Raw genomic sequence first — 21,306 nt, 5'->3', positions numbered from 1 at the left:
CAAATATCCATCAGGGCCAGAGGAATCCCTCAATAACAGGCCGAATATATGGGTGCAATGAACTCTTCTCAAAATTGATATCGAATGTCTTGCAAACCGGATGGGTCCATATATGTTTTAGTAGAGCCATCAGGGATGCTCCTTGTTAAATAAAGGGGGGCGTGTCACTGGGGAAACTATGGCAATAAATGCTAGACAAGAGATTGCAGCGTTAATCGCTGTTTAGCTGAACGACTATTCAAGGGGTAGTTAGATTGGCATTGTTGTACCAGTGGCCGTTGGCGAGATGGTTGCTTATTCATATCCATGTGATCGCAACATTTGTACATCCTGTACAGCAGATATCGCCGTCGAGCCTATAGGAACACTTCTTACTAAATAATGGACGGCGAGTCACTGAAACAATGACAATGATGCTGCACGAGTGACTATGCCGTTATCTTGCTTCTAAAGCGACGGCACATACAGCATCTTAACCAAAGTTGCGGCTATGGTGGTGGCGGGATCGCGTCCATCGATAGTGGGGGCAAGGTTTGTCCACACCACTAAGGTCACGTCGTTTACTGGGTCGTGTCCCATAAAAGTGTTGTAGCCGGGTAATTCGCCTGTGTGGCCATAGAGTTGCCCAAATTTTGCTATACCCCAGCCGTAGGCGGCACTGTTAGGGTTAGTTGGATCTATGGGTAACACGCTGGCAAGTCGCTTGGCCTGTAAGTCCGCATTCAGCAGTTCACCCTCGACCAGTGCTTTTACCCAGATGATAAGGTCGTTGGCGGTCGAGATCCCCGCGCCAGCCGCCCAGCCCCATGAGGGATTAACCTCTGTTTGATCTCTCGGGGCTAGTCTGCCCGCCCTTGCGTCTGCCTGCATTTCTTCTGGCAAACTGTATGGTGGGTCCATTGTCTGTACATTGGTACCGTACATATAACCGCGGGAGTAAGGCGTAGGAAGGGTGTTCGAGTGAATGTCGGGTAATAAGCTGTCCAGCAGTCCCAGAGGGGTAAATAGCCTATCTTGTATAATAGTCGCCAGTGGCTTGCCGTCGAGTTGTTCGGCGATCAAACCGAGCAGCACAGTGTTAGTGTTCGAATAACCGAAGGCTGTGCCCGGTGCGAAGTCTGGCGGGTATTGGTAGCTCATCGTCAGAAGTTCGGCTTGAGTCCAAGCCTTAGCGGGCTGATCATCGAGTGTTTGGTTCAGTTCGAGGGTGGTTGTGTAATTATGTAGGCCACTGCGCATCGAGAGTAGATGCGTTATGGTGATCTTATCCCCATTGGGCACATCTGGGCGGTACTTAGAGACGGGATCATTAAGCCCAAGCTGTCCTTCTTGCACCTGTTGCAAGATCACTGTGCCAATCCAGGTTTTAGTGTTGGAGCCAACACGGAGGTGCAGTCCGACGTCGGTGGGCTCTGTGCCGCCATAGGTGGTGGTGCCGTAAGTTGTAGTGAACTCGCCATTGGGGGTACGCAAGATAACCACGGCGCCGGGCACGAGCATGTCCTTCGCCAACTGTTCCACAGTGTCTTGCATTTTGGTCGTATCGATAGGGTTGAGTGCGCTTGGTGCCGTATCTGAATGGCAGGCGGCAATAAGGCAAACCGTTATGCTACTAAAGATCCCATAGGATAGGAGTCGGCTAATGTGTGCCAGCGATAATCTAGTGTAAGGCCGTGATGTCCGAAGCACCATAGGCAGTTCCTTTTGCATAGCCAAGTTCTCCATTCGAGGGACAAATATAGGGGCAGGGTATAAAGCCCTTTCACTCATGGGATTGAATTTGTAGTAGAAGTGTAAGACGAATATCACAGTACATTCGCTCGAATATACTGTGTTTTGCATGGTGAACAGTGCCTAGATGGTTGCAAGTCGATTCTCGGCTAAAAGTATTATATTTATTAAGCCTAGATAGGTTTATTTTTCAAACTCTTGAAAATAATTATTTATTGTGTAAAGTAGCGCCCCTTATCATTTTGTAACAAAATGCTACAAAGTTGATGCTATCTTTGTCCATTAATTGGATATCCCTTTGCGTATGTCGCCCGACACAGCTAACAGCAGTCTTGTTAGCTGTTTTTTTACCTAAAAATAATCTTTGTTTGTTTTTTGCTCTACAGATCCAAAGGTTAACACTTAGCCTTTGGATAATAACGGCTATGCTTAATCCAATAATAAGATGCCGTGGAAAAGGGGCGTGAAATGAAGCGAGTATTAATTCGTTTGACCGGAAAAGTACAAGGTGTGGGATGCCGTCATGCGACACTGGCAAAGGCGAGAGCCTTAGGTGTGACAGGTTATGTGACCAATTGCCGCGATGGCAGTGTTGAAGTCTTAGCCCAAGGCAGTGATATTGCTGTGAATAATTTGATTGCTTGGTGCGAAGTGGGTGTGCCCTGTACCGAGGGACTCACTGTGACAGTGGAGGAAGATAAAGCCGATGATATTTACCTCGACTTTTCCATTGTGCAATCTTAGCCTGTTGTATTAGTCCGTTGTATTGCTGGGTACACAGTGGGAAATGTGAATAGGGATAGCCAGTTAACAGCCTTTGCCGCAGTTGGCTATCCCAAGACTACAGCATCAATATTGATCTACGGTTTGTGCCACTCCAGCGTCCTGTCCAACGGCGGTGCTAGGTGGTGCCATCTTACGAATTTGGATCACCATGCCCATTTCGGGATGATCTAAATAATGGATCTCTTCACTCTTTACCCGGCGATTTTGTTCCAGTGGGATCGCCATTAAATAAGGTGTCATCACCTTGGGCGATGTAAGTGCGGCCGCCGTCATATCGGTATTTTCGACGGCCATTAATTTTCTGCCTTCCTTACGCAGATTTAATGCCGTTTCGATATATAAATAATGATTTAAATAGATATTAAGCGTGCCATCTAGCTCCCATACTGGTGATACTGTCGGTATGGGCATTGGGGTACCATCGGCATTTAACATGGGTTCGTTTAATGCTTGCTCCGCAATTTTGCGACCATCGAAATGGTAAGTGCCAGAGAAGTCTTTACCCGCAAATAAACGGATAGGCACTGCGCCACTTTTACTCCGCATGGGTTGCTGCCATGTCATATGCAATAGGCTGCGATTACCACGTTCCCTCGATAAACTACTGATGATACTCGTAAATTGCCCTTGGCTGCTGGGGAGTAATAGGGCATCACCACCGGACGAGGCATCCGCAGTATTATGGTTACCGATTTCAGCAGGGATCACCGATGGATAGCGGTATTCCGTGACGGCTGTGTTTATCGCTGCAGGATCCGATGTGCCATCACTGCTGAAGTTAGCCACAGTCGTGCCGTCGGCATTGAGTTGTTCTGCGCAGTGACTATTAGCATCGGCATCAAACACTAGTGTGCAGGGTGTTGCTGCTGAACCCATAGGAGTGACGGCTTGGGCAACAAGGGGAGAAATGAGGTCGATGGCTCGATGGGTGTTGGTGGCAATGGGGGCGTTTGGCCACTGCTCGGTTGTTTGGCTTTGGCGTTCAAACACATAGACTTCCACCTCGAACCAAGCTTCGGCACGGGCAAGCTGGCTGTGTGAGAGTGCAATGAATGTAGCGATAGAGACCGCGAGTTGACGTAACACTATTTATCTCCAAGACGATGTTGCGATTGATGTTGAGATAGTTGTTCGAGCAAGAGTTTGACTAAAGCGAGCCTATCCTTCGCCGTTTCAGCGGGAAGGCTGAACTTTAACTTATTCGGCCCTTCCATTCGATAGATTTGTGGCTGGCTTTGGAGTAATCCAATAATAAAGCCTGGGTCGATCACATGGTCATTGCTAAATTCGATACTGCCACCCGTGGCATGCACTTCGATTTTGGTTGCTCCTAGGCGAGTCGCTTGATGTTTATAGAGGGTCATTTCCATCAGGTTTTTAGTGGCCTCGGGTAGCAAGCCGAAACGGTCGATAAGTTCGACTTTTAACTCGTCAAGTGCTGCCTCTGTCTCGCAGCCCGCAATGCGTTTATACAAGGATAGACGAATATTCACATCGCCCACATAGGCCTCTGGGAGTAGCGCTGGGATCCTTAGCTCAATTTCACATTGTTGGTTCAGCATTTGCGCGAGTGACGGTTCTTTGCCTTGCTTAAGTGCCTTGACCGCAGATTCGAGCATTTCCATATACAAGCTAAAACCAATTTTTGATATATGGCCACTCTGTTCCTCACCGAGGAGTTCACCGGCGCCGCGGATCTCTAAATCTTGGGTGGCCAGCATAAAACCTGCTCCAAGATCTTCAAGTGCATCAATGGCCTCTAAGCGTTTACGCGCATCACTGGTCATACGCTTTGGGTGCGGCGTCATTAAATAGGCATAGGCCTGGTGGTGCGAGCGACCGACGCGACCCCGGAGTTGGTGCAACTGCGCCAGACCAAAGGTATCGGCGCGCTCGATAATAATGGTATTGGCGCTGGGCACATCGATACCGGTTTCGATAATAGTGGTACAGACTAACACGTTGAATCTTTGATGGTAAAAATCTGACATCACCCGCTCCAGATCCCGCTCTCGCATTTGACCGTGGGCGACGACTACCCGGGCCTCGGGCAGTAAATCGATAATGTCCTGGGCGCATTTTTCGATGGTTTCGACATTGTTATGCAGATAATACACTTGGCCACCACGGAGGATTTCCCGCAGTATGGCCTCGCGCACCGTGGCGAGATCGAACTCACGCACAAAGGTTTTGACGGCTAAGCGTTTGGCGGGCGGAGTGGCAATAATCGATAAATCACGCATGCCCGACATGGCCATATTTAAGGTGCGCGGGATCGGCGTCGCCGTGAGGGTTAAAATATCCACATTGGCCCGCAGCGCTTTGATTTTTTCTTTTTGGCGCACACCGAATCTGTGTTCTTCATCTATGATAAGTAAGCCTAAGTTTTCAAATTTCACTTGTGATTGTAGTAACTTATGCGTACCAATGACGATATCGACTTTGCCTTCTTCAAGTTGCTTAAGCACTTGATCTTGCTCTTTAGCGGTTCGAAAACGAGACATGACTTCGGTGACTACTGGCCAGTCGGCGAATCTGTCCTTAAAGTTTTCATAGTGTTGCTGGGCAAGCAGTGTGGTCGGCACTAGGACAACCACTTGCTTACCCGCGTTGACGGCCACAAAGGCGGCGCGCATGGCCACTTCGGTTTTACCAAAGCCCACATCACCGCAAACCAATCTGTCCATGGCGGTTGGCGATTGCATATCCGCTAATACCGCATGAATGGCGCTCTCTTGATCGACAGTCTCCTCGAAGGGGAAACCATGGGCAAACTGGGCGTATTCCTCTTCGTCAATGGCGCAGCTTTCACCCGGACGAGCCTGACGACGGGCATAAACGTCGAGTAATTCCGCCGCCACATCACGAATTTTTTCAATGGCTTTATTTTTAGCCTTGGCCCAGGTTTCGTTGCCGAGCTTATTTAAATGTGCATCACCATCAGCGCCCATGCTGTAGCGGCTAATAAGGTGCAGATTCGAGACTGGGACATAGAGTTTATCGCCCCCTGCGTATTCTAATTGCAGATATTCCGCCACCAGACCGCCCGTATCTAAGGTGATAAGCCCTTGATACAAGGCCACTCCGTGCTCGATGTGCACTATGGGCTGCCCCACTTTGAGTTCGGCTAGGTTTTTAATCAGGGCATCATTGCTGATCTGACGCTGTTTTTCCCGGCGGCGCTGCTGGGAAATACGGTGTCCAAAAAGTTCAGTTTCACAAATAATGCTGACCGCATCCCTTGGACCGAACTTAAGCAAACAGCCCCGTGATAGCGGCGAAACTATGAGCCCTAATTTAACATCGCTTTGAATAAACTCATTAAAATGGCTAAATAATGTGGGTTTAAGCTGGATTTTACCTAAGAGTTCGAGCAGGGCCTCACGCCGCCCTTCGGATTCGGCACTGAATAGGATGCGCTGTGCACCTTGAGCGTAATCCTGCAATGCCAATAGGGGGTGTTTTAATTTGTGATTGGCACTGATATCGGGTAATAAATGGGCATCGATAACCGAGGCCTTATCGTCGTTGGCTTCTGAACTGGGTGCAATAAACTGATATCGGGGTAGTGGTTTAAAGGCCGCAAATAACTCTTCTATCAGTAAATACAGTTCCTTAGGTGCAAGCAGTGGCCGTAGCGGATCGACGCGTCTATCTAGGTAGCGATGTTCGACTTCTTGTAAATGGGCGCGAGCCGACTTTTCAATATCGCCTAAGGTGACAAGCTGGGTGTCCTTGGGGAGGTAATCGAACAGGGTCGCAATATCATCGAAAAACAATGGCAGGTAGTTTTCAATCCCTGCGGGCATCAGATTACGGCTCACCAATTGGTAAACGGATTCTGGCTCTTTGACTATCACTTCGAAACGGCGGCGGTATCTCTGTCTAAAACCCTCGATGGCGGCACTGTCGGTGGGAAATTCCTTCGCCGGTAGCAAACGAATTGCATCGACGGGATGTAAGGAGCGCTGGGTTTCGGGATCGAAATGGCGGATCGTTTCCACTTCATCATCGAAGAGTTCGATACGCAGTGGCATGTTCACGCCCGTTGGGAAGATATCTAAAATTGATCCGCGAATCGCAAACTCACCGTGCTCGTACACTTGCTCGACTAAGTGATAGCCGGTATCAGTTAAGTGTTGTCGTACATCTTGTAATTGATATTTATCGCCTTTTTTCAGCACAAAGACGTTAGCACTCAAAAAGGATTTGGGTGGCAGTCGCATCATCAGGGTGCTGACTGGCACTATGACCACACTGTGATCGGCCTGAGTGATCTGTGAGAGGGTCTCTAAACGCTGGGAGATCAGATCCTGATGGGGCGAAAAACTATCGTAGGGCAGGGTTTCCCTGTCGGGGAATAATCGCACCTTAATGCCATCGGCGCTCAGTAAATAGTTGAGTTCTAATTCTAAACTCAATGCACTGGGCGTATCACTGCTAACGACAAGCGTAGTGCCTTTATGTTGGCGTACAACACTGGCCAGTGTCACGGCTTGGCAAACCCCCGCAATGCAGGACAGGGTTTGCACTTGAGTACTCTTTTTGACGACGGGTGGCGTTAAGGCTGAAATGTGAGTCATTGGTGTGGGATAAACGATTCATTCACAAAAAGTTGCAGACATTGTAGTGACTTAAAGGCCGAGGTGCCAGTGAAAAGTCTGTGCTTATTCGCGCCCATCCCTTGCTAATTTGCGTAATTTTAGCTGTTTTTGTTGCACGGTAAGGCTGGCTTTTACTAGCTGTTCGACATCGGCGTCGAGGATCTTGCTAAATTCGAGGTCAACAAAATATTGCTCGGGTGCAGAGGGATCTTCGGATTGATGAGTGGTATCCAGATGATTTGCCAAGACCTTTACAAAACATAAAATGGCGATCAATTCATCGTGAATAAAGAGCGTCGTTTTAAAATGGTCCCCAAGGGGAAGTGGAGTAGGACTGATAAGCCTCATGCCACTGCCGCCAAATTGGCAGCCAAGAAATTTATCCCCTTCTTGCACTTCTTTCTCGAGCACATGCTGTAACACTAAGTCTACTTTGCGAGATTGTAACTTTAAAAAGTCCACCACGACCTTAGCCTCATTATCTAAATGGCGCAGTTGTAGCAGGCAACTGGCCTCTAGCTCTTTGACTTCGCTTAGTAGTTGTATTCCAAGGGATTGCATTGTTCTTAATGCGATTTCATTGGGCAAAGGCTGATTTTGTGGCCAAGGACTTAGGTAAGCCGTGAAGGGGTGAGGCACACTAAAATAGGGATTAGAGTCAGTGAACAAGGCTTGCCTCTTTATTTATAGGACTTAAACCCCTATTATCGTGCCCATCTTCATGATTTAGCAAGTTCATCACACAGGACGCAGCCCTCATTCAATGGATCTAAGATTTCCCTTCTACGTTGGTTACCGCTATTGGCGGGCCAGAAAGGCAAATGCCTTTGCTTCTTTTATTACGTTATTTGCGGTGTCAGGCATTTTTTTAGGCGTGGCGGCGCTCATTGTGGTCAGTTCAGTGATGAATGGCCTGGAGGGGCAGCTAAAGGAGCGTATTCTCGGCGCGGTTCCCCAGTTAACTGTCTATACGGAGTCCCCCTTAAGCGATTGGACGGTTCAAGCCACGGCACTGAAGACGTTACCGAATGTGAAGGGTGTGACCCCCAGTATTTCGACTCAAGCTATGGTGCAATCGAGCGCGAATATTCGTGCGGTGCAGGTCTTTGGGATCTTTCCCGAGCTTGCGCAAACATTGTCTGCAGTTGCCAAGCATACTTATTCTGGCGCCTTTGATGAGCTGACGAGCGGACAATATAAGGTGATTTTGGGCGCAGAGCTTGCCCGTCAGCTTAAGGTGAGCCCTGGGGATACCGTCAGGTTATTGAGCGGCGATGGCGTGGTTTACTCGCCGCTTGGGCCTGTACCGAGTCAACGCAAGTTTTTGGTCTCGGGTATCTTTGAAATGGGCTCACAGGTCGATGCGGGCGTGGCCTATATCCATTACCAGGATGCGAAACGACTGATGCGTCAACCGAGCGAAGAGATCAATCAACTTAGGCTCTATTTAGACGACTCTTTCAAAGCTCCAGCCTTAGTGCCTAAAGTGCAGCATATACTCGCTAAACAAGGGGTTAAGGCGACGACCAGCGATTGGCGTGACACCTATGGGCACTTATTTAGCGCAGTGAAAATGGAAAAAAATATGATGTCACTGATGCTGAGTTTAATTGTGGCCGTGGCCGCCTTTAACATTGTTTCGGCCCTAGTGATGATGGTGGTCGATAAAACGACCGATGTGGCGGTCCTTAAGACGCAGGGCCTAACAACGGCATCGGTGATGGGCATCTTTGTCGTTCAAGGCTCGCTTAATGCGGTATTTGGATTAGTGCTGGGCTTAGGTGTAGGCATTCTACTGACACTCAATGTTAATGACATCATGTCGAGCTTAGGCATTGCGATTTTAGGGGCAGGGCAAGTGTTACCCGTGAAACTGGAGTTTGTGCAATTGTCGGCCATTGTGATGGGCACCCTCGCGGTAACCTTGTTGGCAACCCTCTATCCGGCGCTGCGTGCGGCCAGAGTGCAACCTGCCACGGCGCTACGATACGAATAATCGAATATGGTTTAATTCGCCAAACCCTATTCCCAGAATTGATAGAGAGGATTTGAATGCAAGACGTGTTACTGCAAGTGCAGAGTGTCAGTAAGAGTTATCACGACGGCGCCGTGACCACCCAAGTGTTATCGAATGTGGATTTACAGGTGTTTAAGGGCGAACAGTTGGCGATTGTCGGCAGTTCGGGCTCGGGCAAGAGTACGCTACTGCATATTATGGGCACATTAGATGAGCCTACATCGGGTAAGGTATTGTTGCTGGGAGAAGATTTGTACCGCGTCAGCAGCGCGCGCCAGGCGCAGATCCGTAATCAAGATTTAGGTTTTATCTATCAGTTCCACCACTTATTACCAGAGTTTACCGCGCTGGAAAACGTGGCTATGCCTGCTTTTATCCAAGGCAAAGATCGCAAGCAGGCGCTCGCCGATGCACAAGTCCTGTTAGAGCGAGTAGGGCTAGCTCATCGCATGACCCATCTTCCCGCCGAACTCTCGGGTGGTGAACGTCAACGGGTGGCGATTGCGCGGGCCTTGATCAATCAGCCTAAGTTGGTGCTTGCCGATGAACCTACGGGTAACTTAGATGCCAACAGTGGCGATGCTGTATATGAACTTATCCGCGAGTTAGCCAATCAACTCGGTACGGCCTTTGTGGTCGTGACCCATGATCACAAACTTGCTGGGCGTATGGATCGGCAATTGATGATGAAAAATGGTTATCTGCAATTAGCGGCGGAAACCCAAGTATGAAAGGATCGTTAGCCCTATCCATTGGTTGGCGTTTTTACCGTGCCCGCCAATCAAACAGTTTTATTAGCTTTATCTCCTTCGCATCGACCGCAGGTATTGCCCTCGGAGTGGCGGTATTGATCGTTGTATTGTCGGCGATGAATGGGTTTGAGCGCGAGTTAGAGCAAAGATTGCTTGGCGTCGTACCACAGGCGGATATTGTTGGGGTGGACGCACCGATTGCCGATTGGCAAAACGTCGTCAAAGATGCGCTGCAAATTGAGGGTATTCGCGGCGCCGCGCCTTTTATTCGTATGCAAGGATTAGTGCAAAAGCCCGGTGGATTTCAAGGCTTATCCGTGGTGGGTATTGAGCCGGAAGAAGAATTGAAGGTCTCAGCCCTGTCACAGTTTATGAGTGATGAAAGTTGGCAGAGCTTAAGTCAAGATGCGAATCACATTGTCCTTGGTAAGAGCTTACTGAAAAAATTAGGGCTTGAACTGGGTGATACAGTGGCGCTCTATGTGCAGGACTCAGATCCAGAGGTGGCCGGCAGCCTACGTGCGGCAAAGAGCCATCGATTTGTGGTCTCCGGCATTTATTCCCTAGGGGGAGAGCTTGAGTTAACGATGGCCTATATTCCGATGCGCTATGCGGCACAGATCTTAAATATGAATAGTGGTGTGACTGGTGTGCGTATTAGCGTCGATAAAGTGTTTGAGGCGCCAGCCAAAGTGCGTGAATTGGGTTATGCACAAAAGCAGTCGGTTTATATTAGCGATTGGACTCGTACTCAAGGGCATTTATATCAAGATATTCAACTGGTTCGCACTGTGATGTACTTAGTTTTAGTGTTAGTGATCGGTGTGGCTTGCTTTAATATCGTCTCAACCTTAGTGATGGCTGTGCGGGATAAGGCCTCTGAAATTGCGATTTTAATGACCATGGGGCTGAGCCGTTTCGCTGTGATGGGCATTTTTATGGTGCAGGGTGCCTTAAATGGACTGCTCGGTTGTGGTCTTGGCGGCATTATTGGCATCAGCATGGCGTTGAACTTAAGTGGTATCGCCAGTGCGATCGAGCGGTTATTCAATATTGAGCTACTGTCTGCGGATGTGTACTTTGTCGACTTTCTCCCTTCTGAATTACATGGCTCGGATGCGGTGCTAGTGATTGCCATGGCATTTATGATGAGTTTGATTGCAACTTTATATCCAGCGTGGAAGGCCAGTCAAATTGCACCCGCGCAAGCATTAGCGGGCAGATAGTGTGTTAAGGCAGATAGTCTGATTGCGGTGCTAAATAAAAGGCCAGTGACATCTTAAAAGTCACTGGCCTTATTAATTCTGGCGACTAAATGAAGGTTACGATGAAATTAACGCTTTAAACCTTCATTCAATAATGGGCGCATGATCTTCACTAATTCTGTGGTCACTTTAGGTGAGCCAGCCACAATATTACCTGAAATCAGGTAGTTGTGGTTACCCGTAAAATCGGTAACAGTACCACCCGCTTCACGGCAGATAAGATCGCCTGCGGCGATATCCCAAGGTTTTAAGCCGATTTCGAAGAAACCGTCTAAACGGCCTGCAGCAACATAGGCTAAATCTAATGCCGCCGAACCTGCGCGACGTAAGTCAGCACATTGGCCGAAGACTTCGCCAAAGATAGCCATATAGGTTTCAGTGTGTTGGCGCGCTTTAAATGGGAAGCCCGTGCCGATGATGGTCGGGGTTAATTCATTCACATTAGTGACGCGGATCCGGAAATCATTGAGTTTTGCACCCTTACCACGGATAGCGGTAAAGAGTTCTTCACGGACAGGATCGTAAACAACGGCAACTTCAGTCTTGCCTTTGTATTGCAGAGCAATAGACACCGAGAAGTGGGGAATGCCTCTAACAAAGTTGTTAGTGCCATCCAGAGGATCGACTATCCAAACATAGTCTTTGTTTTCACCGCGGTTTTCACCTTTTTCTTCACCCACAATCGTATGATCTGGATATGATTTACGAATTTGGTACGTAATAGCCGCTTCTGCTTCCTTGTCTACACTGGTAACAAAATCATTGATACCTTTAGCACTGACTTCAACTCGGTCAAGTTCAGTGTAGGCGCGCATAATAGTTTGGCCAGCCGCGCGGGCAGCGCGAACAGCAATCGTCAGCATCGGATGCATTGCAATCCCCTGGATGTTAAAGAACGTTAAAATAGCGGGCGGCATTATACTCGATTTGATTGTTATATCAAATACCGATTTTCATATAAGCATTCGCCCATGCCTGTGATAATATTCGCCCCCAGTGTTTTATGAATTAAATTAAGTTGTTTCATGCTAAGTAATATTCGTGTGGTTTTAGTGGGGACATCGCACCCCGGCAATATAGGTTCCACCGCCAGAGCGATGAAAACTATGGGTCTGTCGACCCTTTATCTTGCTGAGCCGCGAGTTGAGCCCGATGGTCACTCAATTGCATTAGCCGCCGGTGCCTCCGACATTTTGAAACACTTAGTCAAGGTTGATTCACTCGCCGAAGCTATCGCCGATTGCAGTTTGGTGATCGCCACCAGTGCGCGCAGCAGAACCTTAGATTGGCCAATGCTTGACCCGCGTGAAGCAGGGCAAAAACTGGTCACTGAAAGCCTGAGCGGCCCAGTTGCCATAGTTTTCGGCCGCGAGAATCATGGCTTAAGCAATGAAGAGCTGCAACAATGTACTTACCATGTTGCGATTCCCGCAAACCCTGAGTACAGCTCACTCAACCTTGCGCAAGCGGTGCAAATTATCTGTTACGAGACTCGAGTTGCCCATTTAGCGCAGACAGAAACCATAGCTGAGTCGACAGAATATCCCTTAGCGGCGGATCAAGAACGTTTCTTCGTCCACCTCGAAAGTACGCTGTTATCGACGGGTTTTATTATTAAAAATCACCCGGGACAAGTCATGACAAAACTGCGTCGATTATTCAGTCGCGCGCGAATTGAGAGTCAGGAGATGAATATCCTCAGGGGAATCTTGACCTCCATCGACAAAGTGGTCGGCAATAAACAAAAATAGCCCAGTGCTTATCTGGCAAACAATAACTGGCAAACAATAATCAGTGCGAAGGATTGAGTGATGGGTGTGATAGCTAGGCTAAAAGAAGATATTGAATCTATATATCACCGTGATCCCGCGGCGCGCAGCGCCTTTGAGATCTTAATTAACTATCCGGGGATGCATGCCATTTGGCTGCACCGGATAAGCCATAAGTTATGGAAGCGTGATTGGCGTTTAAGTGCCCGTTGTTTATCGACGTTTTCCCGTTGGTTGACTGGGGTTGAGATCCATCCCGGGGCGACCATTGGACATAGATTCTTCATTGACCACGGTATGGGGGTGGTGATTGGTGAAACCGCCGAAATTGGCGATGATTGCACCCTTTATCACGGTGTGACACTCGGTGGAACCACATGGCAGGCGGGTAAACGTCACCCGACCTTAGCCAATAATGTGGTGGTCGGTGCGGGGGCAAAAATCCTCGGTCCTATTACTATGCACGATGGTGCACGTGTGGGATCAAATTCTGTGGTGGTCAAAGATGTGCCTAAGGACACGACCGTGGTTGGTATTCCTGGTCGCGTGGTGGCAACACCGTCACCTCAGTCAAAGGAAAAGTCCGAGCGGCGCAGTGCCATGGCGAAAAAATACGGGTTCGATGCCTATGCCGTTTCGCCCGATAATCCCGATCCCGTAGCCAATGCCATTGGCCAAATGCTGGACCATATGCATTTGATGGACTCGAAAGTGCAGGAGTTGTGTCAAGCTATTCAACGTTTAGGCGGTGATGTGTGTACCGAAAAACTGCCGGAATTAGATGTGGGTGAGTTTAATGATGCGGAAAAAGCCGCCGCAGTTAAACGTCAGAATACCCATGATGAGTTTGATCCGAGCATCTAAAGGGTGTTGTTTGGCGTTAAGTGATTGCACCCAAACAGAATGACTCGGCGGGTGCCCTCTGCCCAAGATTTTTTGGATTATTTTGTTACGGCATTGGCAGAGCTGTGCAGCAAGCCTTAGGGATAGGGATTCGGTTTTCGTGGTCCTTATAGTGCGATAGATCTCGATATCGGCTTTAGTGTGCCGATTAATTGCCGCTTTGGCATTGAATCTTAGGGCAGAAAAAGGTTAAATACCCCACCAAGATGAAAGGGTATTGGTTCACAGCGCACTCATATACTTGAGTGTTTTAGTAGGTTTTATACTTGACTGATTTACTCGGGTATGTTGAAATAACCCCATACCTGTTCGGGAGCTATGGTAGTTATGAAACTTACATCAAAAGGTCGTTATGCAGTAACCGCTATGCTTGACGTGGCAATTCACTCGGCATCGGGACCGGTTCCTTTAGCGGATATCTCTGAAAGACAAGGGATCTCGCTTTCCTATCTCGAACAACTCTTCGCTAAGTTAAGAAAGCATGGTTTAGTTGCGAGTGTTCGAGGCCCTGGCGGTGGCTATCGCTTGGGGCTAGAAGCCAACGAAATTTCAGTCGGCATGGTTGTCCATGCGGTTGACGAGTCAGTCGATGCGACTCGTTGCCAAGGATTAGGTAATTGTCAGAGTGGAACTCGCTGCTTAACGCACTCGCTTTGGGGCGATTTAAGCAAACAAATTTCAGATTTTTTAAACGGTATCAGTCTTGCGGGCTTGATGCAGAAGCGGGATGTACAGTTTATCTCACTTAAGCAAGACACTATGCAAAAGGAACAAAGAGTCAGTTTATAGGCTCCTTGTTATACGATAAAAATTATTTTTGTACGTTGTATGTAGCCTCGGCAGAGACTGCTCAGTACGGAGTGTGTTATGAAGCTTCCTATCTATTTAGATTATGCCGCCACCACGCCTGTCGATCCGAGAGTCGCGGAAAAGATGTTCCAATATATGACAATGGACGGCATCTTTGGTAACCCCGCCTCTCGCTCACATCGCTATGGCTGGCAAGCTGAAGAAGCGGTGGATATTGCTCGCAACCAAGTGGCTGACTTGATTAATGCCGATCACCGTGAAATCGTGTTTACTTCGGGCGCAACTGAGTCAAACAACCTTGCAATTAAAGGGGTTGCGCATTTCTATAGTAAGAAAGGCAAGCACATTATCACCAGTAAAACCGAACACAAAGCCGTGCTCGACACCTGTCGTCAACTCGAGCGTGAAGGTTTTGAAGTCACTTACTTAGAACCTGAAGCAAACGGTATCATTCCGATGGAACGTTTAGCCGCGGCAATGCGTGATGACACTATTCTTGTCAGCATCATGCACGTGAACAACGAAATCGGTGTGATCCACGATATCGATGCAATCGGTGAACTATGCCGCTCAAAAGGCATTATTTTCCATATGGATGCGGCACAAAGTGCAGGTAAACTGCCTATCGATGTGCAAGCCACTAAAGTGGATCTGATCTCTATTTCTGGCCACAAGATGTATGGTCCGAAAGGGATTGGTGCTCTGTATGTTCGCCGTAAGCCACGCATTCGCTTAGAAGCACAAATGCACGGTGGTGGCCATGAGCGTGGTATGCGTAGCGGTACTCTGCCAACACACCAAATCGTCGGTTTAGGTGAAGCCGCCGCGATTGCCAAAGCTGAAATGGCAACCGATAACACACGTATTGCGAAGCTGCGCGATAAGTTATGGAATGGCATCAAACATATCGAAGAAACCTATATCAATGGCGATATGACACAGCGTGTGAGCGGTAGTCTTAACGTCAGCTTCAACTATGTTGAAGGTGAGTCATTGATGATGGCCTTAAAAGATTTAGCGGTTTCATCGGGTTCAGCCTGTACTTCGGCTAGCTTAGAGCCCAGCTACGTATTACGTGCACTGGGTTTAAACGATGAAATGGCCCATAGCTCGATTCGTTTCTCAATCGGCCGTTTCACAACGGAAGAAGAAATCGATCACGCTATTGAAGTTATTACTCAATCTATTGATAAATTAAGAGAAATGTCTCCATTGTGGGAGATGTTTAAAGATGGCATCGACCTGAATCAGGTACAGTGGGCACATCATTAATTCGACCATTTACGATAGATAATTTTGGAGCAGTACCATGGCTTACAGTGAAAAAGTGATAGATCATTATGAGAACCCACGTAACGTTGGTTCTTTCGATAAAAACGACCCCTCAGTCGTCACTGGTATGGTGGGTGCACCTGCCTGTGGTGACGTGATGAAACTTCAGTTGAAAATAGGTGCTGATGGCATCATTCAAGACGCTAAGTTCAAAACCTACGGTTGTGGTAGCGCGATTGCCTCTAGTTCACTGGTTACCGAGTGGGTTAAAGGGAAAACAATCGAGCAAGCAGCTGCGATTAAAAACACCGATATCGCTGAGGAATTAGCCTTGCCACCGGTGAAAATCCATTGTTCTATTTTGGCGGAAGATGCCATTAAAGCGGCGATAGACGAGTATAAATCGAAGCAAGCTAAGTAACATCTGGAGTTAAGATGGCGATTACAATGACCCCAGCGGCAGCCGATCGTGTCAGATCTTTCTTAGCAAATAGAGGCAAAGGTATTGGCCTGCGCCTCGGCTTAAAGACTTCTGGCTGTTCTGGTATGGCTTATGTACTTGAGTTTGTTGATGCGCTGAATGATGACGATGAAGTCTTCGATGTGGATGGTGTAAAAATCATCATCGATGCGAAAAGCTTTATTTATCTACAGGGTATTGAGCTGGATTTTATTAAGGAAGGCCTGAACGAAGGTTTCCAATTTAATAATCCCAACGCAAAAGGTGAGTGCGGTTGCGGTGAGAGTTTCACTGTTTAATTGCCGAATTGACGCATGAATTATTTCGAGCTGTTTAAATTTCCCCCCGCCTTCGATATTGACACCGCTGTGCTTGCAGAACGCTATCGCGAACTGCAACGAGCGGTGCATCCCGATAAGTTTGCCAATGATACTGAGCAACAGAAATTACTGTCGGTGCAGCGTACTGCCCAAGTGAATGACGGTTATCAAACCTTAAAAGATCCCATTCGTCGCGCCGAGCATATGCTGGCGCTGCGTGGTATTGATTTAAGTCATGAAACTACGACGGTCAAAGATACTGCCTTTTTGATGCAGCAGATGGAATGGCGTGAAGCCTTAGAAAACATTCGTGAAAGCGAAGATCCCCAAGACTGTATCGATGAGTTATATGCCTCCTTTGCCGAATATCGCGCTAAGTTGACTCAACTTTTGACCGCGCAGTTAAACAGCAGCACCACAGAAGACGGCTTGTTGGCGGCAGATCAAGTTCGCAAACTCAAATTTATGGCAAAATTACACGACGAGTTGACCAGAGTCGAAGACGCTCTGTTAGATTAATTTTCGTATTGATGTTATTTAGTCGACTCAGCTGTAACTGGGTTGGCGTTACTAAGTTGGATAAATATGGCCCTTTTGCAGATAGCTGAGCCCGGTCAAAGTGCCGCGCCGCACCAACATAGACTTGCCGTTGGCATTGATTTAGGTACCACTAATTCGTTGGTTGCCGCGGTTCGAAGTGGCGAAACGGCAACCCTGCCGGACGAAGATGGACAGCATTCATTACCTTCCATAGTACGTTATACCCAAGATACAGTTGAAGTAGGTGCCCTTGCTGCCCAAAGTTCGGCGCAGGATCCACAAAATACGATAGTCTCAGTTAAGCGCTTTATGGGGCGCAGTCTTGCGGATATCCAAGCGGGCGAACAATCATTCCCCTACGCGTTTGCCGAAAGCGAAAACGGTTTACCTTTATTCGTGACGCCACAGGGGCAAGTGAATCCTGTGCAAGTATCGGCGGAGATTTTACGTCCGTTGATTGCCCGAGCCGAAAAACCCTAGGCGGCGAGCTGCAAGGTGTCGTCATCACAGTGCCAGCCTACTTCGACGATGCCCAGCGCCAAGGCACCAAAGATGCCGCGTCGTTACTGGGTGTTAAAGTACTACGTCTACTCAATGAGCCGACAGCCGCCGCAATTGCCTATGGTCTTGACTCGAAGCAAGAGGGCGTGATTGCCATCTATGACTTAGGTGGTGGCACCTTCGATATTTCAATTTTGCGTTTGAATCGCGGCGTATTCGAAGTGTTGGCCACGGGTGGCGATTCGGCGTTGGGCGGTGATGACTTCGATCATCTCTTACAAGCTCATATGCAGCAAGTGTGGCAATTGACGAACATCGATCCGCAGCTCAGTCGCCAGTTATTGATTGAAGCGCGCCGGGTGAAAGAAGCTTTAACTGATGTGAGTGAAACCGAGGCTTGTATTATCCTTGCCGATGGCACTGTGCTAAAGCAAATTGTGACTAAGGCGGAATTTGATAGCTTAATTAGTGCGTTAGTGAAGAAAACCATCGCTAGCTGCCGTCGAACCCTGCGTGATGCAGGTGTCACGACGGATGAAGTGCTTGAAACTGTGATGGTGGGCGGTTCAACCCGTGTGCCTTTGGTACGTGAGCAAGTTGAAGCATTTTTTGGTAAAGCACCATTAACCTCTATCGATCCCGACCGTGTCGTCGCCATTGGCGCCGCCATTCAGGCCGATATTCTAGTGGGTAATAAACCCGAATCGGATCTGTTGTTGCTTGATGTGATCCCGTTGTCTTTGGGGATTGAGACCATGGGCGGCTTAGTGGAAAAGGTAGTTTCCCGTAATACGACGATTCCTGTTGCTCGGGCGCAGGAGTTTACCACCTTTAAGGATGGCCAAACCGCGATGGCGTTCCATGTGGTGCAGGGCGAGCGTGAATTGGTCGCCGATTGCCGCTCCCTTGCGCGTTTTACCTTAAAAGGCATTCCACCCTTAGCGGCGGGTGCGGCGCATATCCGCGTTACATTCCAAGTGGACGCCGATGGTTTACTCAGTGTGACCGCGATGGAGAAATCCACAGGGGTGCAAGCGAGCATACAAGTTAAGCCATCCTTTGGCTTATCGGATACCGAAATTGCCACTATGCTGAAAGACTCGATGAAACATGCGAAAGAGGACATTAACCGTCGTATGCTCGCCGAGCAGCAAGTGGAGGCGGCGCGGGTACTCGAGTCTTTACATGCCGCGTTAGCGAAAGATGGCGACTTGTTAAATGCCGATGAGCGTGGGCAGATTGATGCGACTATGGCTACTGTGGCGCAAGTGGCCGCGGGCGATGATGTCGATGCAATTAAACAAGCGATTGAAAAACTGGATGAGCAAACCCAAGATTTTGCTGCCAGACGTATGGACAATTCAATTCGGGTGGCCTTCAAGGGCCAGTCGATCGACAACATATAGGTGATGTGATGCCCCAATTAGTCTTTCTTCCCCACGCAGAGTTGTGTCCTGACGGTGCAGTAGTGGAGGCGAATGTTGGTGAAACGATTCTCGATGTGGCGCTACGTAATGGCATCAATATCGAGCATGCCTGTGAAAAATCCTGTGCCTGCACGACTTGCCACTGTATTGTGCGTGAGGGTTTTGATGAGTTAGAACCCAGTGATGAACTCGAAGATGATATGCTGGACAAAGCTTGGGGGCTTGAGCCTGAGAGCCGCTTATCCTGTCAGGCAAAAGTGGTTGATGCTGATATGGTGATTGAAATTCCCAAATACACAGTCAATATGGTTAGCGAAGGAAATTAATCTTCTATATCGCTGATTTTATCGTCAAAAACCAGTCCAAGTGACTGGTTTTTGACTTATGGTGTAGCGCATTTGTGTGGACCATAGTCACTATGATTGATTTATCCCAGCGCAGGCGTATTATGCGCTCAAAATGAAATGGTTGTCGGAGACCAGAATGAGAATCGCGATCCTATCGCAAGGGCCTGAGCTATATTCAACTAAGCGACTCGTTGAAGCTGCGACATTAGCTGGTCATGAAGTACAAGTGATCAATCCGCTTGAATGTTATATGAATATCAATATGCGCCAGTCGAGTATTCATATCGGCGGTCAAGAATTACCGCCATTCGATGCGGTGATCCCACGTATTGGCGCTTCTATTACCTTCTATGGCTCGGCGGTGCTACGCCAGTTTGAGATGATGGGGGTGTATGCGCTCAATGATTCCGTTGGGATTTCTCGCTCACGGGATAAATTACGCTCTATGCAGTTGATGTCCCGCCGCGGTATTGGTCTGCCAATCACAGGTTTTGCCAATAAACCCAGTGATATACCGGACTTAATCGATATGGTAGGCGGTGCGCCGCTGGTCATCAAGTTACTCGAAGGCACCCAAGGTATTGGGGTGGTTTTGGCCGAAACCCGCAAAGCGGCTGAGAGTGTGATTGAAGCCTTTATGGGCCTTAAGGCCAATATCATGGTGCAGGAATACATTAAAGAAGCCAATGGCGCCGACATTCGCTGTTTTGTACTCGGTGACAAAGTGATTGCGGCCATGAAACGTCAAGCCATGCCTGGGGAGTTTCGCTCAAACTTGCATCGCGGCGGCACCGCGAGTTTAGTGAAACTCACACCAGAGGAGCGTTCAGTCGCTATCCGTGCGGCTAAAACGATGGGATTGAATGTTGCAGGGGTGGATTTGCTGCGTTCAAATCATGGTCCTGTTGTGATGGAAGTCAACTCATCGCCAGGGCTTGAAGGCATTGAAGGGGCAACGACTAAAGATGTGGCGGGTGCCATCATTGAGTTTGTTGAAAAAAATGTGTCTAAAGTGAAGAAAATCACCCAAGCTCAGGGATAGATTATTTTAGGCTTTCACCGTATTTATTAGGCTCAGATCACATAGGGGGAAACGATGAAATTAAAATGGATAGATTCATTGGATATTGCATTGGAATTACTTGAGAAACATTCCGATGTTGACCCCCATAAATTGCATTTCACTGAGTTATATGAATGGGTGTTAGCCTTAGATGATTTTGATGATGACCCAAAGCATTGTAATGAACGTATTTTGGAGGCGATTCAACAATGTTGGATCGAAGAGAAGTAGCGCGCAACCTTGGTTAAGTCATCTTGTCCAAGAGATAATACAGATGGGTGATTCATATCACGTTTCAGATTGAACAACAGGATATTTTTGCGAGAGTTTGATCGTTATCAAATTCATTTTAAGTGAATAACGTACCTTGTTACTTATTGGTTAAGATCGTTAATTGCTTAACTTATTTTTTCGCTACCGCAAGGATGTTCACATGAAACTTTTGCTTGTATTGTTATTTACCTTATTACCTACAATGGCTTGGGCACATCCTGGGCATGGCGGAGTAGGTTTATTTCATCACCTACTCGATTTTGCCCCTGCGATTATTTTAGTTGCACTGTTGGCATGGGTAGGTGTGTGGGCTAAAAACAGAAAGTAATTTGCTAGATATTATTTTTACAACGCCAGCATAGACTTAGGTCTATGCTGGCGTTTTCGTGCTATCAAGCTGATTACAAATTCAGCCAATGTGCGCAATATCTCAGACTTATTTGCTATAAAGATAGGATTTAGTTTT

20 protein-coding genes and 1 pseudogene are annotated in these 21,306 nt (G+C 48.0%); 16 read left to right on the top strand and 5 right to left on the bottom strand.

Annotated elements, in window-relative coordinates:
- Positions 1 to 447 precede the first annotated feature (447 nt).
- Positions 448 to 1,710: a serine hydrolase domain-containing protein gene (locus tag SOHN41_RS09455; protein WP_007648213.1), complete on the bottom strand. Its 1,263-nt coding sequence runs from the start codon at positions 1,708 to 1,710 to the stop codon at positions 448 to 450.
- A 489-nt stretch (positions 1,711 to 2,199) separates the two neighbouring features.
- On the opposite strand from SOHN41_RS09455, the gene SOHN41_RS09450 reads away from it, so the two are divergent.
- The gene (locus SOHN41_RS09450; protein ID WP_007648212.1) at positions 2,200 to 2,475 is read left to right on the top strand and encodes an acylphosphatase; all 276 of its coding nucleotides are present in this window, start codon (positions 2,200 to 2,202) and stop codon (positions 2,473 to 2,475) included.
- Positions 2,476 to 2,580: 105 nt separating this feature from the next.
- Here the strand turns inward: SOHN41_RS09450 and SOHN41_RS09445 are convergent, their stop codons facing one another.
- The 3 genes from SOHN41_RS09445 to SOHN41_RS09435 all read right to left on the bottom strand — a co-directional run bounded on the left by SOHN41_RS09445 (position 2,581) and on the right by SOHN41_RS09435 (position 7,790).
- Positions 2,581 to 3,603, bottom strand: coding sequence for a peptidoglycan binding protein CsiV (locus SOHN41_RS09445; protein ID WP_007648211.1), 1,023 nt, complete (start codon positions 3,601 to 3,603; stop codon positions 2,581 to 2,583).
- Entirely contained in the window at positions 3,603 to 7,100 is a 3,498-nt protein-coding gene (gene mfd / locus SOHN41_RS09440) for a transcription-repair coupling factor (protein ID WP_007648210.1), read from the bottom strand. Before mfd ends, SOHN41_RS09445 begins: the two co-directional genes overlap by 1 nt.
- Positions 7,101 to 7,184: 84 nt before the next feature.
- On the bottom strand, positions 7,185 to 7,790 hold the full coding sequence (locus SOHN41_RS09435; RefSeq protein ID WP_007648209.1) for a hypothetical protein: 606 nt from the start codon (positions 7,788 to 7,790) through the stop codon (positions 7,185 to 7,187).
- A gap of 94 nt (positions 7,791 to 7,884) precedes the next feature.
- On the opposite strand from SOHN41_RS09435, the gene SOHN41_RS09430 reads away from it, so the two are divergent.
- From SOHN41_RS09430 to lolE, 3 genes are read left to right on the top strand one after another with little or no spacing between them, the layout of a single operon-like run.
- Positions 7,885 to 9,117, top strand: coding sequence for a lipoprotein-releasing ABC transporter permease subunit (locus SOHN41_RS09430; RefSeq protein ID WP_007648201.1), 1,233 nt, complete (start codon positions 7,885 to 7,887; stop codon positions 9,115 to 9,117).
- A 56-nt stretch (positions 9,118 to 9,173) separates the two neighbouring features.
- Entirely contained in the window at positions 9,174 to 9,869 is a 696-nt protein-coding gene (lolD, locus tag SOHN41_RS09425; protein ID WP_007648199.1) for a lipoprotein-releasing ABC transporter ATP-binding protein LolD, read from the top strand.
- Positions 9,866 to 11,116 (top strand): lipoprotein-releasing ABC transporter permease subunit LolE, encoded by a 1,251-nt coding sequence (gene lolE, locus SOHN41_RS09420; protein WP_007648197.1) that lies wholly within the window; start codon positions 9,866 to 9,868, stop codon positions 11,114 to 11,116. Before lolD ends, lolE begins: the two co-directional genes overlap by 4 nt.
- A 107-nt stretch (positions 11,117 to 11,223) precedes the next feature.
- On the opposite strand, the gene suhB is transcribed toward lolE, so the two are convergent.
- Complete coding sequence (gene suhB, locus SOHN41_RS09415) at positions 11,224 to 12,027, bottom strand: inositol-1-monophosphatase (RefSeq protein ID WP_007648195.1); 804 nt, start codon at positions 12,025 to 12,027, stop codon at positions 11,224 to 11,226.
- A 153-nt stretch (positions 12,028 to 12,180) separates the two neighbouring features.
- Between suhB and trmJ the strand changes: the two genes are divergently transcribed.
- From trmJ to SOHN41_RS09355, 12 genes and pseudogenes are all read left to right on the top strand, one after another.
- Positions 12,181 to 12,906: a tRNA (cytosine(32)/uridine(32)-2'-O)-methyltransferase TrmJ gene (gene trmJ, locus SOHN41_RS09410; protein WP_007648193.1), complete on the top strand. Its 726-nt coding sequence runs from the start codon at positions 12,181 to 12,183 to the stop codon at positions 12,904 to 12,906.
- A gap of 60 nt (positions 12,907 to 12,966) precedes the next feature.
- Complete coding sequence (gene cysE, locus SOHN41_RS09405) at positions 12,967 to 13,788, top strand: serine O-acetyltransferase (protein WP_007648189.1); 822 nt, start codon at positions 12,967 to 12,969, stop codon at positions 13,786 to 13,788.
- Between the two features lie 366 nt (positions 13,789 to 14,154).
- Positions 14,155 to 14,616, top strand: coding sequence for a Fe-S cluster assembly transcriptional regulator IscR (gene iscR / locus SOHN41_RS09400; RefSeq protein ID WP_007648187.1), 462 nt, complete (start codon positions 14,155 to 14,157; stop codon positions 14,614 to 14,616).
- Positions 14,617 to 14,694: 78 nt separating this feature from the next.
- Positions 14,695 to 15,909: an IscS subfamily cysteine desulfurase gene (locus tag SOHN41_RS09395; RefSeq protein WP_007648186.1), complete on the top strand. Its 1,215-nt coding sequence runs from the start codon at positions 14,695 to 14,697 to the stop codon at positions 15,907 to 15,909.
- A 37-nt stretch (positions 15,910 to 15,946) separates the two neighbouring features.
- On the top strand, positions 15,947 to 16,330 hold the full coding sequence (iscU, locus tag SOHN41_RS09390) for a Fe-S cluster assembly scaffold IscU (protein WP_006081856.1): 384 nt from the start codon (positions 15,947 to 15,949) through the stop codon (positions 16,328 to 16,330).
- Positions 16,331 to 16,344: 14 nt separating this feature from the next.
- Positions 16,345 to 16,668 (top strand): iron-sulfur cluster assembly protein IscA, encoded by a 324-nt coding sequence (gene iscA, locus SOHN41_RS09385; RefSeq protein WP_037458609.1) that lies wholly within the window; start codon positions 16,345 to 16,347, stop codon positions 16,666 to 16,668.
- Positions 16,669 to 16,683: 15 nt separating this feature from the next.
- Positions 16,684 to 17,208, top strand: a complete 525-nt coding sequence (hscB, locus tag SOHN41_RS09380; protein ID WP_007648183.1) for a co-chaperone HscB — start codon at positions 16,684 to 16,686, stop codon at positions 17,206 to 17,208.
- Between the two features lie 66 nt (positions 17,209 to 17,274).
- Positions 17,275 to 19,136: pseudogene (hscA, locus tag SOHN41_RS09375) on the top strand (Fe-S protein assembly chaperone HscA).
- Positions 19,137 to 19,144: 8 nt separating this feature from the next.
- Entirely contained in the window at positions 19,145 to 19,483 is a 339-nt protein-coding gene (gene fdx, locus SOHN41_RS09370) for an ISC system 2Fe-2S type ferredoxin (protein ID WP_037458606.1), read from the top strand.
- Between the two features lie 157 nt (positions 19,484 to 19,640).
- A complete protein-coding gene (gene rimK / locus SOHN41_RS09365) occupies positions 19,641 to 20,546 on the top strand; it encodes a 30S ribosomal protein S6--L-glutamate ligase (protein ID WP_007648179.1) in 906 nt (301 codons plus the stop codon).
- A gap of 54 nt (positions 20,547 to 20,600) precedes the next feature.
- Positions 20,601 to 20,798 carry a Fe-S cluster assembly protein IscX gene (gene iscX, locus SOHN41_RS09360; RefSeq protein ID WP_007648178.1) on the top strand — a complete coding sequence of 66 codons (198 nt, stop codon included), beginning with the start codon at positions 20,601 to 20,603 and terminating at the stop codon, positions 20,796 to 20,798.
- Between the two features lie 202 nt (positions 20,799 to 21,000).
- Positions 21,001 to 21,168 (top strand): hypothetical protein, encoded by a 168-nt coding sequence (locus SOHN41_RS09355; RefSeq protein ID WP_007648177.1) that lies wholly within the window; start codon positions 21,001 to 21,003, stop codon positions 21,166 to 21,168.
- Positions 21,169 to 21,306 lie beyond the last annotated feature (138 nt).

It is taken from the genome of Shewanella sp. HN-41, from assembly GCF_000217915.1.
In the GTDB taxonomy this organism is placed as follows: domain Bacteria; phylum Pseudomonadota; class Gammaproteobacteria; order Enterobacterales; family Shewanellaceae; genus Shewanella.
The sequence above is the reverse complement of the archived record's forward strand: the minus strand, read 5'-3'. Positions and strand labels throughout refer to the sequence as shown.

Bases quoted from the DNA above. Each gene is read 5' to 3' on its own strand.
- SOHN41_RS09355 (WP_007648177.1), top strand. From the start codon at position 21,001: ATGAAACTTTTGCTTGTATTGTTATTTACCTTATTACCTACAATGGCT.
- lolE (WP_007648197.1), top strand. From the start codon at position 9,866: ATGAAAGGATCGTTAGCCCTATCCATTGGTTGGCGTTTTTACCGTGCC.
- SOHN41_RS09455 (WP_007648213.1), bottom strand. From the start codon at position 1,710: ATGCAAAAGGAACTGCCTATGGTGCTTCGGACATCACGGCCTTACACT.
- iscU (WP_006081856.1), top strand. From the start codon at position 15,947: ATGGCTTACAGTGAAAAAGTGATAGATCATTATGAGAACCCACGTAAC.
- lolD (WP_007648199.1), top strand. From the start codon at position 9,174: ATGCAAGACGTGTTACTGCAAGTGCAGAGTGTCAGTAAGAGTTATCAC.
- SOHN41_RS09395 (WP_007648186.1), top strand. From the start codon at position 14,695: ATGAAGCTTCCTATCTATTTAGATTATGCCGCCACCACGCCTGTCGAT.
- SOHN41_RS09430 (WP_007648201.1), top strand. From the start codon at position 7,885: ATGGATCTAAGATTTCCCTTCTACGTTGGTTACCGCTATTGGCGGGCC.
- rimK (WP_007648179.1), top strand. From the start codon at position 19,641: ATGAGAATCGCGATCCTATCGCAAGGGCCTGAGCTATATTCAACTAAG.
- suhB (WP_007648195.1), bottom strand. From the start codon at position 12,027: ATGCATCCGATGCTGACGATTGCTGTTCGCGCTGCCCGCGCGGCTGGC.
- cysE (WP_007648189.1), top strand. From the start codon at position 12,967: ATGGGTGTGATAGCTAGGCTAAAAGAAGATATTGAATCTATATATCAC.
- SOHN41_RS09450 (WP_007648212.1), top strand. From the start codon at position 2,200: ATGAAGCGAGTATTAATTCGTTTGACCGGAAAAGTACAAGGTGTGGGA.
- hscB (WP_007648183.1), top strand. From the start codon at position 16,684: ATGAATTATTTCGAGCTGTTTAAATTTCCCCCCGCCTTCGATATTGAC.
- iscX (WP_007648178.1), top strand. From the start codon at position 20,601: ATGAAATTAAAATGGATAGATTCATTGGATATTGCATTGGAATTACTT.
- iscA (WP_037458609.1), top strand. From the start codon at position 16,345: ATGGCGATTACAATGACCCCAGCGGCAGCCGATCGTGTCAGATCTTTC.
- iscR (WP_007648187.1), top strand. From the start codon at position 14,155: ATGAAACTTACATCAAAAGGTCGTTATGCAGTAACCGCTATGCTTGAC.
- fdx (WP_037458606.1), top strand. From the start codon at position 19,145: ATGCCCCAATTAGTCTTTCTTCCCCACGCAGAGTTGTGTCCTGACGGT.
- mfd (WP_007648210.1), bottom strand. From the start codon at position 7,100: ATGACTCACATTTCAGCCTTAACGCCACCCGTCGTCAAAAAGAGTACT.
- trmJ (WP_007648193.1), top strand. From the start codon at position 12,181: ATGCTAAGTAATATTCGTGTGGTTTTAGTGGGGACATCGCACCCCGGC.